Below are 16,921 nucleotides of genomic sequence, written 5' to 3'. Positions count from 1 at the left end.
AATTAAATTAGTTAAAGCATATCGGAATAATAAGAATTTAATAGGGGATCATTAAGTTGACCAGATGTCTGGAAACTAAGTACTCGTCCTTCAAATGAAGGGGGAAGGGCTTAGTTTTTTTTATTTGTATGAGGAGGTGACGATTTGATTCTCGTGGAGCAACTGAGCAAAACCTATCTGACGACAAAAGGAAGTGTCTCAGCGCTGGACCGCATCGATTTACAGATAGCCACTGGGGAAATCTTCGGGGTTATCGGGGTTAGCGGAGCCGGTAAATCCACGCTGATCCGGTGTATGAACCGACTGGAGGAACCGGATTCGGGGCGTATCTGGATCGGAGGCGACGATATTACGCAATTGAATGGTCGTAAACTACGCAAGGCACGGCAGAAGATCGGCATGATTTTTCAACATTTTAATCTGCTGGACGGTAAAACCGTGTATCAGAATGTTGCGTTTCCGCTCGTGGTCGCAGGTCATCCGAGAGAACGAATTCGGCAGCGTGTCCGGGAGATTCTTGACTTGGTTAAGCTGTCCGACAAGGAAGGGACATACCCTGCACAACTTAGCGGGGGGCAGAAGCAGAGGGTTGGCATAGCCCGCGCGCTCGCGAATGATCCGGATGTACTTCTAAGCGATGAAGCGACTTCGGCTCTCGATCCGGAGACGACCTATTCCATTCTGGAACTGCTAAAGGATATTAACCGCCAGTTGAAGCTGACGATCGTGCTCATTACTCACGAGTTGGAAGTCCTCCAGCATATATGCGATAGCATGGCCGTTATCGAGAATGGGAGAATCGTGGAGACCGGTCCGGTCGCCAAATTGTTCCTGAATCCGGAGAGCGATACCGCACGGAAATTCGTAGGCGTTCTGGAGCAGTATCGTAATAGAAGAGGCCTGATTGAAGGATTGGGGGAGGGAATTTGAAAAACGATTTATTCGAGCTCCTGTGGAAAGCTCTACGAGAGACTCTCTATATGGTGGCCTGGTCATCCTTCTTCGCTCTTCTATTGGGAATGGCCCTTGGTATTCTGCTTGTCGTAACAGATAAAGGACATGTCTTACAGTCCGTGCATGTCAACAAGGTGATAAGCTTCCTCATCAACGGCATCCGGTCGATTCCGTTTATTATCCTGATCGTGCTGTTGCTTCCCCTAGCGCGCCTAATCGTAGGAACGTCGCTTGGTCCAACCGCGGCTATCGTTGCGTTATCGATCGGTGCTGCTCCTTTCCTGGGACGAATTGTGGAAAATTCGTTGAAGGAAGTGGGCGCGGGGAAGATTGAAGCGGCGATCGCAGTCGGTGCTTCGCCCGTTACGATCATCTTCCGGGTTCTCATACCCGAAGCGCTGCCTGCGCTTGTGCGAGGCGTAACGATTGCCATCATCGGAATCACCGAATTAACGGCGGTTGCCGGAGCTATTGGAGCTGGCGGACTAGGAAGTCTAGCGATTCGCTTCGGCTACCAACGATTCAGGGAGGATATTATGTTCGCAACCGTTTTGGTTATCATACTCCTGATTCAAGCCATTCAGTTGACCGGCGATGGGATAGCGAAGTCCATTCACAACAGGCGTTATAAGCTTGAATAATCCTGGTTTGCCAGGGAAGAGCGACTTGATAGTTTAATACTATTACAAATATAAAAATGGAAAGTAGGAGAGAGAAAATGTCTAAGAAAAGAATGGCCGTCCTTGTTGCCTTCCTGTTTGTTGTGAGTCTGATTGCCGCTGCTTGCGGTTCGAATAACAACGGGTCCTCCGGCAATAGTTCTCCGCAAGCCTCCGCTAATCAGAATCCGAGCGACAGTCCGTCTTCGTCCGCCTCCGAGCCGGTTAAAGAAGTCACGTTAAAAGTGGGAGCGGCAGCCGTGCCTCATGCCGAAATTTTAGAATTCATCAAGCCTAAGCTTAAAGAGGAAGGCGTTAATCTGGAGATCGAAGTACTCGACGATGAAGGGCAGTTGAATCCGGCCTTGCAGGAGAAGCAGATCGACGCCAACTACTTCCAACACGTTCCTTATCTGGATTCCGTCAAAGACGAGAAGGGCTACGACTTCGTCGTAACGACGAAAGTGCACGTGGAGCCGATCGGCTTCTACTCGAGCAAGCTCAAATCCAAGGACGAAATCAAAGAGGGAGCAACAATCGGCATTCCTAACAATCCGTCCAATGAATATCGTGCTCTCGTTCTCCTGCAGCAGCAGGGTCTGATCAAGCTCAAAGACGGACTGACGACTTACGAGGCAACACCGAAGGATATCATCGACAATCCGAAAAAACTCAAGTTCGTAGAAGCGGATTCCGCTACATTGCCAAGATCTCTGCCGGATCTGGACGGAGCGATTATTAATACAAACTTGGTTTTGGAGGCCAAGATCGATCCGCAGAGCGCATTGTTCAGGGAAGATGCAAATTCTCCGTACGCGAATGTCATCGTTGTAAGAAGCGGTGACGAAAACCGGGATGAGATTAAGAAGTTAAACGCCGCGTTAACAACACCGGAAGTGAAGAAGTTTATTGAAGACAAATACGGAGTAGCGGTTGTTCCTGCGTTCTAAGCAAATAATAGTAATATTGTAGGAATAAAGATGACTGTCGAGACTTTTCTCGACAGTCTGTAACGCAACCTGATAAGGGCTGCGTTTTTTTGTGTCTGTTTCAAGTAGGGTACGGCGTTTGAATCCAAGAAGGATAGGTGAGCTTCTTTGTGATCAATTATAGAAATGTAAAATGAGCGTATTGATCTTTTATATTAGACGTGGCTGTTTGAGTTGTTCTATATTATTTAAAACCAACTATTTTTAGGTGATTTATCTGTTTAAGTTTGCTTTCAGTACATGGGCCGGACTTCAAAGTGGATCGTTATATAGGAAAGGGGATAGTAGAAGCATGGGAACCTTAAATGAATACTTGAAACAGAAAAGGGAAGCACTTCTAACGCGTAGAGTTCAAGCCGAGAAACAGCCGGATCAAGTTAATTCTATCAGTGCTAAGGTAAGAGCGTCAGGAAGAAGCGGTGTTCGGGAAATCCGAATTCGGGACTTCCAAGTCATAAGCGACAGTCCGCCGGATTTCGCGGGCTATAATCTTGGTCCCTCTTCTCCTGAGCTTCAGCTTGGGGTGCTCGGAAGCTGCCTGACGCACATTGCATTAATCCAAGCTGCTGAAAGACAAGTCTCTCTTCACTCGCTTGAAGTTGAAGTAACAGGGGAGATGCACCCGCTAGCGGGTCGTCCGGGCTACGAGCATATCCCGATTTACCCTCATAACATTCACTACAAATTGATAATAGGATCCGAAGAGTCAGAGGAAACATTGCAGGCGCTCCATCAAGCGATCGAACAGGTTTGTCCGATCTTCAACCTGCTTCGCAACCCTCAGCAAATTGAAGGGCAATTGGAAATCAGTCGTCTAAGCTCAGCAACAGTGTTGTAGAGTCCATTTCCAGGGAAAAATGGGGGATAACCATGTCTCAAAGGCAATTAAAGCTAGGGGCGGAATTAAACGGAGTGGGCAACAGTATCGCCTTTTGGCGTCATCCGGAGATTCCAATAAATGCTAGCGTTAGTATTGATTTTTATAAAAAGCAGGCACTTAAGGCGGAAGAAGGTAAATTTGATTTTTTATTTATCGCAGACGGGTTGTTTATTAATGAGAAATCCAATCCTCATTTTTTAAACCGATTTGAGCCGCTGACCCTTTTATCCAATTTGGCTGGGGCAACATCAAACATAGGACTTGTCGCGACGGTTTCCACTTCTTATAGCGAACCGTTTACGGTTGCCCGGCAATTCGCATCGATAGATCAATTGAGCGGTGGAAGAGCGGGGTGGAACGTAGTCACTTCGTCATTGGAAGGCTCGGCACTCAATTTCGGAAAGGGGGAACACCCGAATCACGGCTTGCGCTACGAAATAGCTGAAGAGCATTTAGGGGTTGTCAAAGGCTTGTGGGATTCGTGGGAAGATGATGCTTTTATCGGGGACAAAGTGAACGGCGTTTTCTTCGAGCCGTCTAAGCTGCATACACTAAACCACAAAGGCCCTCATTTTTCAGTACGGGGTCCATTAAATGTAGCGCGATCCAAGCAGGGATATCCCATTGTATTTCAAGCTGGGGCTTCGGAGTCAGGAAGAGATCTAGCTGCTAAGTCGGCAGATGCTGTTTATACGCCGTATGGAACATTTGAAGAAGCGAGAGCTTACTACCGGGACGTAAAAGCAAGAGCTGAGACGTATGGACGGAAAGCGGATGAGATCTTGATTTTCCCGGGTATAAGTCCGATTGTCGGCAGAACAGAAGAAGAGGCAGAACGAAAGTATCAGGAGATTGTCGAATTGGTTGAAATTAAACAAGCCTTGAATTATTTGGGACGCTTTTTCGATCATTTCGATTTCTCTATTTTTCCATTGGATGAGCCTTTCCCTGATATCGGCGATGTGGGCAGTAACAGCTTCCGCAGCACGACTGATATGATCAAGCGTGATGCAAGGGAGCAAAAGCTGACGCTTCGTCAAGTGGCGCTTCGGGTTTCTACGCCTCGTACCGCGTTTTTCGGCACGCCTGAGAAGGTGGCCGATCGGATACAAGAATGGTTTGAAGGTGGGGCGGCGGACGGTTTTAATATCTATACAGTCGTTCCGAATGGCTTGATCGATTTTGTTGATTTGGTCGTGCCAGTCCTGCAACAGCGAGGCTTGTTCCGTACAGAGTACGAAAGCGATACTCTTCGCGGAAACCTAGGACTCTCGGTTCCGCGTAATCATAATACACTTTCTCATACCATTTCATAGACCTGCAACGATATATGAATTCGTTAAGTTAATAAGATGAGTAAGCATCGTCAGCCACTCAATAAAAGATTCGGGCATCCCATGATGAGAAGACGAGCGAAACGAGGTCCGAATCCCTCTTGACTCCACCATAATAAAAACAAAGAAAAACCTTTGTGTATCAAGGGTTTTTCTTTGTTTTTATCAAGCTGCTTAATTGGCTTTAGTTCAACAAAGTGGAAACGACCGGAAATGAAGCAACAAAAAAAAGACTGAGGAGATCAATGCTCTACTCGGTCTTTTCAGTTAATTTGTTGGTTGTTTCCGGCACCTCGTAGTATTCGGAATTGTTCCGGGGTCATCCCCTCTGACTTTCGGAACCGCTGAATGAAGTATGTACTGTTTGCAAAACCGACAAGCTCAGCAATATTCTTTATGGTCATGCTCGTCGATACCAGTAGGTTTTTGGATTGGAGAATACGGCATTCCGTTAAATACTCAATCGGAGTCTTCCCAATTAAGCTGTGGAACTGCCTGCTGAAATGCGAAGGACTGCAGCTAGCTTGCGATGACATCTGCTCGAGCGTGAGCGGCTCATGGCAGTGTGAGCGTATCCACTCCGCTGCCACAGTTAGCCTGTCCCGCATTCCAGGTTTAGGGTTGCCTTCAATAGTCTCAGCATGCTGCACGATTAAAGCGATCATTTCATAAGTAATGGCAGATAATCTAGCTGCTCCTTCCTGCATTGGAGGCATGCGGAAATCTAACAATTCTGACCACAACTGGTCAAGCCCTTCTACGCCTTCCCACGAGAAGAGCCAAGGCTCTCGATCCCCCCGTCCTTGCAGTAGTGTACCTAAACCGCGAGCCGTAAAATGAATCCACCTGATATCCCATGGCTCAAAACTGTCAGCGTAGTATTGCTGTGGCACACCTGGACCGTATAGAAAACCTGTACCACTGTTCAGCTCCACGGTTTTCTCTCCGATCCGAACATATCCCTTGCCAGCCCGAACGATATGCCAGTTGTATGTGGTGAGTCCATTAGGCCGGTTCTCGTAGTGCTCTGTCTCGTTTGCGTAGTGGCCAAATGATTCTGGGTAACAGAGAAAGCGTTCGAATCGTGGGTCAGGAACAAAGTGATTTATGCGCAATGATCTCACCTCAAATAGCATAATAGTGATATGTATAACAAAAAAGTGTGATTTAATGCTCTTTATATAAATAATATAATAAGCCTATTGAATGAATTGCAAGCAAAATAATGATATCAGAAATGGAGAATTATCAGATGAGAATGGGGATGGATTACTACCCGGAGCATTGGGATCGCTCCATGTGGGAGAAAGATGCGAAGCTCATGCAAGATACGGGCGTCAGCCTGATTCGTGTTGCTGAATTCGCTTGGTCTAGATTAGAGCCCACGGAAGGCTGTTATGACTTTACGTGGCTTGATGATGCAATCGATACATTTGCAAAACATGCTATCCAGGTTGTTATCGGAACCCCGACCTGTACACCTCCGAATTGGCTTGTCCATGAGTATCCAGATGTACTGCCGCGTGATGCACAGCTGCATCCGCACTATCCCGGAGTTCGGGGACACCGATGTTATAATAGCCTTTCAATGAGACACTACTCGACCTTAATCGTGGAAAAGCTTGCGCTTCACTATGCGGCTAACCCAGCTGTCGTAGGATGGCAGATTGATAATGAGTTCGGTCTGCATGAGTGCAACTGCGATCATTGCAATTCGCGGTTCCGGGATTGGTTGCAAAATAAGTATGGTTCTATCGAGGCAGTCAACTCAGAATGGGGGACTGTCGTTTGGAGCGGGGAATACAGCAATTGGTCACAAATCACTACCCCACTAGGAGGCACCAAGCATAAAAATCCATCGTATTTACTGGATTACAAACGTTTTGAAACCGATTCGGTAGTCGAGTTCCAACAACTGCAATTGAACATCTTGAAGAAGCATTGTCCGAATCATTTCGTTACACACAACATCTGGAGCTATCCGATGAGCCTAGATTACTACAAACTTTGTGAGAATCTGGACTTTGTCTCCCTTGATTATTATCCGAGCACGAGTCCGGAAAAGGATGTTTCAAGTGGATATAGTGGAGCATTGACCTTGGATTTGACGCGCGGAATCAAACGGCAGAATTTCTGGATCATGGAGACGATTAGCGGTCCCCCAGGCTGCTGGATGCCGATGTGGCGAACACCACATCCTGGATTTATACGAGCCTTTGCTTGGCAATGCATTGCACGTGGAGCGGATACGCTTGTGCATTTCCGGTGGCGGAGCGCTCCGTCGGGAGCAGAACAATTCTGGCACGGGCTGATTGACCATAGTAATGTACCCGGCAGGCGGTTTGAAGAGTACCGTGGACTCTGCCAAGAAGTACAGAAACTTGCTCCTCTCTTAGAAAGGACAAAAGTACAGAGCGAAGCGGTTATCCTTCATTCGCACGATCAATTTAACGCCTTTCAGATGCAGCCGCAAGTAGAAGGAATGGATTATTTCGATAATATAAAAACAATTCATCGCGCCTTCACTAAACTAGGCATTATGACAGATGTACTGAGCGAGAATGAAGACCTGAGCGGATATAAGCTCATTGTGGCTCCTTCGCTATTCTTGCTCGACCCAGATCTAGCGTCACGTTTGGAGGAATGCGTCAAGAATGGGGCGACGCTTGTATTGATGCCTCGAACAGGCGTGAAGAATCCAAATAACATATGTTGGATTCGACCTTTGCCCGGACCTCTTTCCGATGCTGCGGGGGTCACTGTAGCGGAGTACGATCCAATAGGCAGAGATGTTCATACTATTCGTTGGCAAGACAAGTCTTACTCCTGCAGTCAATGGTGCGACATCTTATCACCTCAAAGTGCGGAACCTGTAGCATGGTACGAAGATGATTTCTTCGCCGGACAGACCGCTGCAACCGTTCACGCTTTAGGTGAAGGCAAAGTGTACTACTTGGGAACGATTCCTGAGGAAGCTTTTTATGTAGATTTCTTTAAAAAGGCTGCAGACGAATCAGGCCTGCACTTATTCCCTGGATTACCTGAAGGTGTTCAAATCTCATTGCGTGCAAATGAGTCAACACGATATTTGTTCCTAATGAACCTTACGCGTAAGCCACAGACCGTACAGCTTGATGGGATATATAGAAGTATCTTCAACGATTGTGATATGGACCAAGTCTTAACAATGGAGCCTTATGCGATCGAAATCGTGGAGCTTCCACAGAAAAACGTATAGCTTTGTGTCAGCCATTCTATTTCTTCGTTCGGTAGACACGCTCCGGCCGGCCGACGACACCGTAGGACAGATCGGCATAGACGTTGCCTAGTCCGACAAGGTGCTCCAAATACCGCCTGCTCGTCGAGCGACTCGTGCCGATCAGCTTCGCAACCTGCTCAGCCGACAAGCCCTTGCTCTCGGAGGCGAGCGTTTGTACGACCTTCTCCAGCGTGAGCTTGTCAATTCCTTTGGGCAGCAGCATGGAATCTGCAGCAATCTCAACCTTGCTCGAACCGGCAAGCACGCGGTCGATATCGTTCTGGTTAACGGTATGCGAATGCGCTAAACGGTGCAGCTCTGTCTGAAAGGCAACATAGCGAAGGAGTGTTTCCCTGAGCCGGTTAAAGACGAGCGGTTTCATAATATAATCGAATGCACCGCCACGGATTGCTTCACGCACCGCTTCGCTTTCTCTTGCGGCGGTAATCATTATGACGTCCGTATCCCGATAATGCTGACGGATGTAGTGCAGCATGCTTAATCCGTTCGTATCGGGAAAGTATATGTCGAGCAGCACGAGCTGGGGATTTAACACTTCCAGTTGCGTCCGGGCTTGTGTGTCGTCGGTAGCAATGCCGACGACATGAAAACCTTCGATTTGTTCCACAAAGCGTCTGTTGATTTCAGCGATTTTGACATCGTCCTCCACAATCAGCACTTCTATAGTTGGCGCCTCCGTCATCATTTCGATTGCTCCTTCTGGCTTAAATCCGCATATTTTGGTATGGCTACCGTAAAAATCGTACCTCCCTGAGAGCTGCGGCTGAAGGTCAAGTAGCCGTTCAGTTTATGAAGGGCATGCTCAACTAGAGATAGCCCTATGCCTCGATGTTCACCTTGCTTGGTGGAGAAGCCCTTCTTGAATATAGCCTCGCTGAAATCCTCAGGTATGCCAACACCGTTATCCTCGCATTCAATAATTAAATCATCGCCTAGATCGGTCAGAAACAAGGAGGTAAGCTTGTTGTCCTCGTCCAGCTCTCTGCGGGCAAGCACTGCATCCATCGCATTATCAACCAGATTGCCGATAATAGTGACGAGCAGACTTCTGTCTATATGAGCCGGTATGTCGCGGAAGGAGCTTTCCTCGTCAAGACGGAAGGTGATCTTCAGCTCCTTGGCGTGATTGTATTTGCCAATGAGCAGCCCGGCGATTACCGGGTCGGGAACTTCGCGCATGATGAATTGGACGAGATTTTGATGAACGCTAGCTTCTCTTGAAATAAGCTCGATCGCTTCCTGATAAGACTCGAGCTGGATAAGTCCCGAGATCACATACAGCTTGTTGGAAAACTCATGGGTCTGGGCGCGAAGCGAATCCGCGAACCGCTTGACCTGTGATAGTTCCTCGGCAAGCCGGTACAGCTCGGATTTGCTGCGGAAGCTGGACACGGCGCCGCTCACCCGATTCTGAAAATCTTTGATCGGTACGCGGTTCACAATGACCTCTTCCTCGCCAATCAGCATCTCCCGATCGGATTGGGCAAGTCCGGAACGAACAACATCCATCAGACCTGTATTCGGAATGATCTCCTCCACCTGCTTGCCGATAATGCTCTCGTGCTCGGGTATGGCAAGAAGCTGGTGCGCATAGCGGTTGGCCAGTGTTATGCGTCCGGCTTGGTTAATCGCGATGATGCCTTCGCGGATCGATTCCAGAATCGCTTGTTTCTCCATATAAAGTTCGCCTATCTCCTTCGGTTCAAGGCCGTGGATGGACCGCCTTACGCTGCGGGCAATGAGGATGGAGCCAATCGTGCCTACCACAAGGACGACGAAGGAAACGAGCATCACTTCAATTTGATACGCATCGGTGATGGAATTGACATTGCCGGTTAAAAATCCGACGGAAACGATGCCGATAACGCGGCCGCTTTTATCAAAGATCGGAGCTTTGCCGCGCAGGGAAGGGCCCATTGAGCCGGTAGCCCTGGAAATAATGGGTTTTCCTTCAAGAACAGGACCGTTGTCCCCGCCGACCATGAGCCCGCCAATTCGTTCCGGAATCGGATGGGAGTACCGTACGCCTTCTCGATTCCCAACGACGATGTATTGCGCGCCGGTTTCGAGCCGAACCGATTCGGCCAGAGGCTGTATGACGAGCGCAGGGTTCTTGTCGTCGAAGGCGCTGCGGATTTCGGGCATGACTGCAAGCGTCTCCGCAACCTTGAGCGCCTGCTCCCCGATTTGCTTCTCCAGCAGGGTAGTAATGACAACGTAGAAAATGCCGCCCAAACTAATAATGACGAAAGCGAGCAGGGAACAGATGATAAGAATGAGCTTCGTTTGCAGCCGCATGCAGGACGCCTCCGATTTTTCCTCCTATTGTAGCATAACTTGTAACCGCTATCTTAAATGACGTCCGTGAACAAAATGAACAAAATGGCCACAATCGCTTTATTATCGTTTATGTCCTTAACATTCTCATTTGATAAATCGGATGTTATTCTGAAAGCGCTTCAAAGAAAGCGCATACAAAAAACAAATTTCATGCGGGAGGTCTTCATACATGAAAAAAATACTTATGAAATCCTGGAAAGCCGCTCCAATCGCCTTGCTCGCCCTCAGCCTTGCTGCATGCGGCAACGCATCGAGCCAATCGGGCTCCGGCTCCTCGAACTATCCGAGCAAATCGCTGACGCTCGTAGCGCCATCGGGCGCAGGCGGCGGCTGGGACATGACGGCGCGCGCTATTACGAAGGTGCTGACGGAAACAAAAGCGACCGATAAGGCCATCACCGTCGAGAACAAGCCGGGCGGCGGCGGCGCTGTATTCATGGCCGAGTATGCGACGAAAGACGTTAAGGACAACCATAAGCTGTTCGTCAGCTCTCCTCCGATTCTGATCAACCATTTGAAGAAGGAAGGGAACTCGCCTTACGGCTATAACGATACGACGCCGCTGGCGCAATTGACGAAGGATTACGGCGCCATCGCCGTTGCTGCGGATTCCAAATACAACGACCTGAAATCGCTTTTGGACGACATGAAGACAGATCCGTCGAAGTTTACGGTAGCTGGCGGGTCCGCACCAGGCTCGATGGATCATCTGGTCTCGATCCTGCCTGCATTCAAATACGGAATTGATCCGAAGAGCGTCAAATACGTTTCCTATGACGGCGGCGGCGAAGCGATTACCGCCCTGCTTGGCGGCAACGCTGATGTGCTGGGCACGGATGCGTCCTCGCTCGACCAATACTTAAAGGCCGGTAAGATTAAGGTTCTCGCGGTTGAGTCCCCGGAGCGGCTGACCGGCGGCAGTCTGGCGGATGTGCCAACGCTGAAGGAGCAGGGCATTGACGCAGAGTTTCTCATCTGGCGCGGCATCTTCGGTCCGAAGGAGATGAGTGCGGATGCTAAGGCTTTCTGGGATGCAAAGCTGAAAGCGATGGTTGAATCCGAGCAATGGAAATCCGAAATGACGGCCAACAACTGGCAGACCGATTACAAAAACGCGGAAGACTTCAAAGCATTCCTGGGACAGCAGGAAACGCAGCTTAACGAAATGCTGACGGCGCTGGGCATGCAAAAATAAAGAAATAAGACAGCATTAGGGGGGAGAATCTTCTTCCCTAATGCTTTATAGAGGAGAGTGACCAAGGTGAACTTTTCTTTTGACCGCTATGCAGGCATCGTTTTCTGTGCGATCGGAATCGCCTTTATGATCGGCAGCAGATCCATTACGGCAAGCTCTTACGGCAGCAATGTTGGGGCGAACATTTTCCCTATGTTTCTGGGCGGTTTTTTGTCCTTGATGAGTGTAAGACTCATCTACGAGACATTCCGCAAACAGCAGCACAAAAGCAAATCCAACCTTGACTACAAACGGTTCGGCATTATTTTCACCGCAGCCGTCTTATATGCCTTCTTCCTGGAGGACATTGGCTTCGTCATCTCGACGTTTCTGTTCCTATTGATCGGCTTTCAGACGATGGAAAGAGGCAAAGTGTGGAAATCAGTTCTCATTGCCGCTTGCTTCTCGTACGGCGTTTATTATCTTTTTGTCAACGTGCTGGACGGCTCTCTGCCAGGTTTCCCAGCTTGGCTTGGCATCTCCTAGGAGGCTACTCGATGAGCACAATTGATTATTTGGCGCATGGACTGGCTACGGCCATGCAGTGGCATAACGTTGTATTTGTCTTCCTGGGTGTGTTGATCGGCACCGTCGTTGGCGTGCTGCCCGGTATCGGCCCGATGAGCGGTGTTGCACTTCTTATCCCCATTACGGCTACCATGACCGGAGGGCTCGGACCCGAGGAAGCAGCCACCAGCTCGATCATATTGCTTGCAGGGGTTTATTACGGGGCGATGTATGGAGGCTCTACCACCTCAATCCTGCTAAATACGCCAGGCGAATCCTCATCGGTCGTCACTACGCTCGACGGTTATCAAATGGCGAAGCAGGGCAGGGCTGGCGCCGCGCTCGCGATTTCGGCAATCGGCTCGTTCGCTGCAGGCATTATTTCGCTCATCGGCCTCATTTTTCTTGCGCAGCCGCTGTCGGCTGTCGCAATCAAGTTCGGCCCTGCCGAATATTTCTCCCTGATGGTGCTCGGCTTGTTGGCGATCAGCGGCCTGGCGGGCAAATCGATGGTGAAGGCGCTGATGATGACGGCGTTCGGCCTGCTGCTGGCGACGATCGGCATCGACAGCGTATCGGGCGTCGAGCGTTTTACTTTCGGAATGCCGGAGCTTTATCAAGGACTTGAGTTTTTGACCATCGCAGTCGGCATGTTCGCCGTCGGCGAAGTGTTCAAGACGATTCTGGAGCGTGAGAATAGCGATGGCGAAATTGCCAAGATCAATCGTATCCTCCCGACCAAGCAGGATATGAAAGAAAGCGCGGGGCCGATCGCCCGCGGCTCCGTGCTTGGCTTCTTCATCGGCCTGCTTCCCGGCGCCGGCGCGATTCTGGCTTCCTTCTTTTCCTATGTGATGGAGAAGAAGCTTAGCAAAAACCCGGAGAAGTTCGGCAAAGGCGCTATCGCTGGCGTAGCCGCACCGGAATCGGCGAACAACGCCGCTTCCGGCGGCGCAATGATTCCGCTTCTTACAATGGGTATTCCTTCGTCGGGCACGACGGCCATTCTTATGGGCGCGTTCATTATGTACAACGTTCAGCCGGGTCCTTTGCTATTCCAGGATCACCCGCAGCTCGCGTGGGGCGTTATCGCCAGCATGTTCGTCGGCAACCTGATGCTCCTTATTCTGAACATGCCGCTCGTCAAGCTGTTCGCCAAGGTCATCGAGACGCCGGCCAAATATTTAATTCCGCTTATTATTGTTTTTTCTGTATTCGGGGTATACGCGGTGCAGTATTCAACCTTCGATTTGCTGCTCATTATGGCTTGCGGGATCATCGGGTATGTATTGTCCAAGAATGATTTTCCGCTCGCTCCGCTCGTCCTTGGCCTTATTCTCGGCCCGATGATGGAGAACAATATGCGGCGGGCTTTGACGATTTCGAACGGCGACTTCATGATTTTCCTGCAAAAGCCGGTATCCCTCGCTTTCCTTATTATCGGAGTGTTGTGGATTAGCATTCCGCTTCTACTGAAGCTACGCGGCAAGAAGGTCATCATTAACGAAGAAGGCTAAACGGATAGGAGGTTTTTTAAGGTGGATCTGCAGTGGCTTCTTCTCGGCCTGCTCAAAATTATGCTGATCAATATAGTGCTCAGCGGCGATAATGCTGTCGTTATTGCCCTGGCTTGCCGCAATTTACCCGAGGAGCAGCAGAAGAAAGCGATCTTCTTTGGAAGCTTTGGCGCTATTGCGCTTCGAATCGTACTAACGTTTGCCGCTGTTTGGCTGCTGCATATCCCTTTCGTCCAGCTGGCCGGAGGGCTGCTGCTCATATGGATCGCTTTGAAGCTGATGAAGGGGGGCGACGAAGAGGGGGAGCTGGCATCCAGCAGCGAACTCGGCGCGGCTATTAAAACGATTCTAATCGCCGACCTGGTTATGAGTCTGGATAACGTTCTGGCCGTTGCCGGCGCGGCGGATGGCAACTATGCGCTCATCGGCCTGGCACTTGCGATAAGCATTCCACTCATTATTTGGGGAAGCACGCTAATCATGCGATTAATGAAGAAATTTCCGATCATTATCGTGCTGGGCGTCGCTTTGCTTGGATATACCGCTGGCGAAATGATCATTGGCGATGAGAGAGTCGCGCATGCAGTGGATACATGGCCGCCAATCGTTCACAGCTTGCTTCCGGTGCTGCTTGCCGTTGCCATCGTGACAGCTGGCAAGCTGATGCAGCGCAAACTGCACACGGTTATTAGGCAAGATGTGCAATCCTAGAAAACAAAGGGAGGCGCTCTTATGGATGGCTTAGGCACTAGAACGATTGTTGAAATCAATCAAACGGCCAACACGTTTCAATCGAGCATTGTGATGAAGGTAGACAACCGGGTGATCGATGTGAAGAGCATTCTTGGACTCAGTCTGTCTCTGCTGCATGATTCGCAATATGAACTGGAAATTCACGGTCCGGACGAGCTGGAAGCGAAGGCGGTCATGGCCCGGTTGTTCGAAAAGCACGGCCTGCCGGTTACGTTGACACGTTAGCGGAACAAAAGTTGAACTGGAAGGGAAGCTGAGAAGAATGGCTATGCCGAAAACAGGGAGCAGCAACATCGTCATCCGGCTGGAGATGGACAAGGAGGCGGCAACTTTTGGCTTGATTGCTACGGCAATCGGCAAAGCGGGCGGCGATATTGTCGCCATCGACGTAAGCGGCAACGGCAGAACGTCGACCGTTCGAGATTTGACGATTAATATTGTGGATGCGGCGAGCAAGGATGTCATCGTTCGTATGCTTGACCATTTGCCAGGAGTAACGGTACTGCAAGTGTCCGATCAGACCTTCCTGATGCATCTGGGCGGTAAGATCGAGGTAACGCCCAAAATGACCATCAAAACAAGGGACGATCTTTCCCGTGTCTATACCCCCGGTGTCGCCAACATCTGCATGGCTATTCACGACAATCCGAACAGTGCCCACAAGCTGACCATTAAACGCAATACGGTTGCGGTCGTATCGGACGGAAGCGCGGTTCTGGGGCTTGGCAACATCGGCCCGCTCGCTGCGATGCCGGTCATGGAAGGCAAGGCAATGCTGTTCAAGCAGCTGGCTGGCGTTGACGCTTTCCCAATCTGTCTGGATACGCAGGATACGGAAGAAATCATCGCTACGATCAAACGGATCGCTCCGGCCTTCGGCGGCATCAATTTGGAGGATATTTCGTCCCCGCGCTGCTTCGAGATCGAACAACGGCTGATGGAGGAACTGGATATTCCGGTTTTTCATGACGATCAGCATGGAACTGCCGTTGTTCTACTAGCTGGATTGTATAATGCCGTGAAGCTAGTCGGCAAGCAGCTCACAGATTGCAAGATCGTACTGTGCGGTATCGGCGCGGCAGGCATTGCATGCACGAAAATATTGCAGGCAGCGGGAGTAACGCGGATTGTAGGCGTTGACCGCGAAGGCGCGCTTGTACGAGGCAACAGCTATGCGCACGAAGCATGGCGCTGGTATGCGGAGCATACCAATCCGGAGATGGAGAGCGGAGCGTTGTCCGATGTTATCGAAGGCGCGGATATTTTTATCGGTGTTTCGGGCCCGGGCGTACTAAAGCGCACGGATATTGAACGGATGGCTGCCGATCCGATAGTGTTCGCGATGGCTAATCCGACTCCGGAGATTTTGCCGGAGGAAGCCGAGGGCCTTGTCCGCGTTATGGCAACCGGACGCTCGGATTATCCGAACCAGATTAACAACGTGCTGTGCTTCCCGGGTCTATTCCGTGGCGTGCTGGATTGCCGGGCTTCCCACGTTACGGAAGCGATGAAGCTAGCAGCGGCCCAGGCAATCGCAGACGTCGTGAGCGAAGATGAATTAGGTGAGCATTACATCATTCCGGGCGTATTTAATCCGCATGTTGCAGAACGGGTGAAGGAAGCAGTCATTCAAGCGGCTTATGCCTCCGGCGTAGCGCGCAGAAGAGTGCGAAGCACAACCAGCTAACCTGCAGACGCCGGCAGGCATATCAGAGGATAGGGGATAACAAGTTTTAAGCCCTCGCATCACCAATCATGGTCGATGCGAGGGCTTTTCAATTACTTTTGGACTTTGCTATTAGATACTGATTCTAACCAAGTCATTATTCAATACCGTACTGCCTTCCTGCGGTACAAAGGCGGCGTTGGTACCGAAGTTGTTGATAATGACGTTTGAAGTTCTTGAAGTTAAAACGACAACCTCGTAATGAAATTGGATACCGCCGACATTAGTCGAAAAGCTGCTGAACGTGTTAGCCGGAATTACACGGTTCGTGGTACTTAGCACGACAGGTGAACCGGAATCCCAGTTGATAACGATGACCCTTACGGTAATGGCTGAATTTCGGCGATTCAAGATTTCGGTATGGGCAATAGTGACAGCCGTACTTTTGTTAATGACACCGGTACTCAATGCGGCGACAAAGTTATTTATACTCGCTTGATTCTGCAGCATCGTAACCAATTGCGATTTCATTTTGCTGCTTCTGGTCACTCTCTTTGCCGTCGTTTTTTTGAATTTTTTCATTTTCAATCTTATCACTCCTTCTAGCTGTAAAGTAATATATTGTATTCACGATTTAATAGATTCACCTGTGCTAGTGCTTATTTAATAGATTCATAGTTTCATAGAATTCGTTCACTAGAGAGATAAGGAAAATCCTAGGCGGGAAGATAAGTTTTTCACCCTATGATTCGGACATCCCATGAATCCCTTTTCTGACATAAGGACGTGACATTGAAAGCCGCAAAAA

At 49.6% G+C, this 16,921-nt stretch carries 16 protein-coding genes; 12 read left to right on the top strand and 4 right to left on the bottom strand.

The window, feature by feature from the left end:
* Positions 1-144 precede the first annotated feature (144 nt).
* The 5 genes from PGL01S_RS22115 (at position 145) to PGL01S_RS22095 (ending at position 4,798) form a co-directional block, all read left to right on the top strand.
* Positions 145-930, top strand: a complete 786-nt coding sequence (locus tag PGL01S_RS22115) for a methionine ABC transporter ATP-binding protein (protein WP_127496745.1) — start codon at positions 145-147, stop codon at positions 928-930.
* On the top strand, positions 927-1,595 hold the full coding sequence (locus tag PGL01S_RS22110) for a methionine ABC transporter permease (RefSeq protein ID WP_127496744.1): 669 nt from the start codon (positions 927-929) through the stop codon (positions 1,593-1,595). The genes PGL01S_RS22115 and PGL01S_RS22110 overlap by 4 nt, the downstream gene beginning before the upstream one ends.
* Positions 1,596-1,672: 77 nt before the next feature.
* Positions 1,673-2,563 (top strand): MetQ/NlpA family ABC transporter substrate-binding protein, encoded by an 891-nt coding sequence (locus PGL01S_RS22105; RefSeq protein ID WP_127496743.1) that lies wholly within the window; start codon positions 1,673-1,675, stop codon positions 2,561-2,563.
* Positions 2,564-2,894: 331 nt separating this feature from the next.
* Positions 2,895-3,440 carry an OsmC family protein gene (locus PGL01S_RS22100; protein ID WP_127496742.1) on the top strand — a complete coding sequence of 182 codons (546 nt, stop codon included), beginning with the start codon at positions 2,895-2,897 and terminating at the stop codon, positions 3,438-3,440.
* Positions 3,441-3,472: 32 nt separating this feature from the next.
* Positions 3,473-4,798, top strand: coding sequence for an LLM class flavin-dependent oxidoreductase (locus PGL01S_RS22095; RefSeq protein WP_127496741.1), 1,326 nt, complete (start codon positions 3,473-3,475; stop codon positions 4,796-4,798).
* A gap of 281 nt (positions 4,799-5,079) precedes the next feature.
* Here PGL01S_RS22095 and PGL01S_RS22090 read toward each other — a convergent pair whose 3' ends face one another.
* Positions 5,080-5,952: an AraC family transcriptional regulator gene (locus tag PGL01S_RS22090; protein ID WP_127496740.1), complete on the bottom strand. Its 873-nt coding sequence runs from the start codon at positions 5,950-5,952 to the stop codon at positions 5,080-5,082.
* A 116-nt stretch (positions 5,953-6,068) separates the two neighbouring features.
* On the opposite strand from PGL01S_RS22090, the gene PGL01S_RS22085 reads away from it, so the two are divergent.
* Positions 6,069-8,054: a beta-galactosidase gene (locus PGL01S_RS22085; RefSeq protein ID WP_244935703.1), complete on the top strand. Its 1,986-nt coding sequence runs from the start codon at positions 6,069-6,071 to the stop codon at positions 8,052-8,054.
* Between the two features lie 16 nt (positions 8,055-8,070).
* On the opposite strand, the gene PGL01S_RS22080 is transcribed toward PGL01S_RS22085, so the two are convergent.
* A complete protein-coding gene (locus PGL01S_RS22080) occupies positions 8,071-8,778 on the bottom strand; it encodes a response regulator (protein ID WP_127496800.1) in 708 nt (235 codons plus the stop codon).
* Positions 8,778-10,394: an ATP-binding protein gene (locus PGL01S_RS22075; protein ID WP_127496738.1), complete on the bottom strand. Its 1,617-nt coding sequence runs from the start codon at positions 10,392-10,394 to the stop codon at positions 8,778-8,780. Before PGL01S_RS22075 ends, PGL01S_RS22080 begins: the two co-directional genes overlap by 1 nt.
* 211 nt (positions 10,395-10,605) lie before the next feature.
* Here PGL01S_RS22075 and PGL01S_RS22070 point away from each other — a divergent pair, with 211 nt between their 5' ends.
* The 6 genes from PGL01S_RS22070 (at position 10,606) to PGL01S_RS22045 (ending at position 16,134) form a co-directional block, all read left to right on the top strand.
* Entirely contained in the window at positions 10,606-11,631 is a 1,026-nt protein-coding gene (locus PGL01S_RS22070) for a tripartite tricarboxylate transporter substrate binding protein (protein ID WP_127496737.1), read from the top strand.
* Between the two features lie 66 nt (positions 11,632-11,697).
* Complete coding sequence (locus PGL01S_RS22065) at positions 11,698-12,156, top strand: tripartite tricarboxylate transporter TctB family protein (RefSeq protein ID WP_127496736.1); 459 nt, start codon at positions 11,698-11,700, stop codon at positions 12,154-12,156.
* Between the two features lie 11 nt (positions 12,157-12,167).
* Positions 12,168-13,694 (top strand): tripartite tricarboxylate transporter permease, encoded by a 1,527-nt coding sequence (locus tag PGL01S_RS22060; RefSeq protein WP_127496735.1) that lies wholly within the window; start codon positions 12,168-12,170, stop codon positions 13,692-13,694.
* A 27-nt stretch (positions 13,695-13,721) separates the two neighbouring features.
* Positions 13,722-14,405 carry a TerC family protein gene (locus PGL01S_RS22055; protein WP_244935710.1) on the top strand — a complete coding sequence of 228 codons (684 nt, stop codon included), beginning with the start codon at positions 13,722-13,724 and terminating at the stop codon, positions 14,403-14,405.
* Positions 14,406-14,426: 21 nt separating this feature from the next.
* Positions 14,427-14,672, top strand: coding sequence for an HPr family phosphocarrier protein (locus tag PGL01S_RS22050; protein ID WP_127496734.1), 246 nt, complete (start codon positions 14,427-14,429; stop codon positions 14,670-14,672).
* 37 nt (positions 14,673-14,709) lie between these two features.
* On the top strand, positions 14,710-16,134 hold the full coding sequence (locus PGL01S_RS22045) for an NAD-dependent malic enzyme (protein ID WP_127496733.1): 1,425 nt from the start codon (positions 14,710-14,712) through the stop codon (positions 16,132-16,134).
* A gap of 111 nt (positions 16,135-16,245) precedes the next feature.
* Here the strand turns inward: PGL01S_RS22045 and PGL01S_RS22040 are convergent, their stop codons facing one another.
* On the bottom strand, positions 16,246-16,701 hold the full coding sequence (locus PGL01S_RS22040) for a hypothetical protein (RefSeq protein ID WP_127496732.1): 456 nt from the start codon (positions 16,699-16,701) through the stop codon (positions 16,246-16,248).
* Positions 16,702-16,921 lie beyond the last annotated feature (220 nt).

Origin of the sequence: Paenibacillus glycanilyticus NBRC 16618 (assembly GCF_004000805.1) — a bacterium.
GTDB classification, from domain to species: domain Bacteria; phylum Bacillota; class Bacilli; order Paenibacillales; family Paenibacillaceae; genus Pristimantibacillus; species Pristimantibacillus glycanilyticus.
Note: the sequence above shows the minus strand (reverse complement) of the source record. Positions and strands in the feature narration are given on the sequence as shown.

Bases quoted from the DNA above. Each gene is read 5' to 3' on its own strand.
- PGL01S_RS22105 (WP_127496743.1), top strand. From the start codon at position 1,673: ATGTCTAAGAAAAGAATGGCCGTCCTTGTTGCCTTCCTGTTTGTTGTG.
- PGL01S_RS22100 (WP_127496742.1), top strand. From the start codon at position 2,895: ATGGGAACCTTAAATGAATACTTGAAACAGAAAAGGGAAGCACTTCTA.
- PGL01S_RS22095 (WP_127496741.1), top strand. From the start codon at position 3,473: ATGTCTCAAAGGCAATTAAAGCTAGGGGCGGAATTAAACGGAGTGGGC.
- PGL01S_RS22090 (WP_127496740.1), bottom strand. From the start codon at position 5,952: ATGCTATTTGAGGTGAGATCATTGCGCATAAATCACTTTGTTCCTGAC.
- PGL01S_RS22085 (WP_244935703.1), top strand. From the start codon at position 6,069: ATGAGAATGGGGATGGATTACTACCCGGAGCATTGGGATCGCTCCATG.
- PGL01S_RS22080 (WP_127496800.1), bottom strand. From the start codon at position 8,778: ATGACGGAGGCGCCAACTATAGAAGTGCTGATTGTGGAGGACGATGTC.
- PGL01S_RS22075 (WP_127496738.1), bottom strand. From the start codon at position 10,394: ATGCGGCTGCAAACGAAGCTCATTCTTATCATCTGTTCCCTGCTCGCT.
- PGL01S_RS22070 (WP_127496737.1), top strand. From the start codon at position 10,606: ATGAAAAAAATACTTATGAAATCCTGGAAAGCCGCTCCAATCGCCTTG.
- PGL01S_RS22060 (WP_127496735.1), top strand. From the start codon at position 12,168: ATGAGCACAATTGATTATTTGGCGCATGGACTGGCTACGGCCATGCAG.
- PGL01S_RS22050 (WP_127496734.1), top strand. From the start codon at position 14,427: ATGGATGGCTTAGGCACTAGAACGATTGTTGAAATCAATCAAACGGCC.
- PGL01S_RS22045 (WP_127496733.1), top strand. From the start codon at position 14,710: ATGGCTATGCCGAAAACAGGGAGCAGCAACATCGTCATCCGGCTGGAG.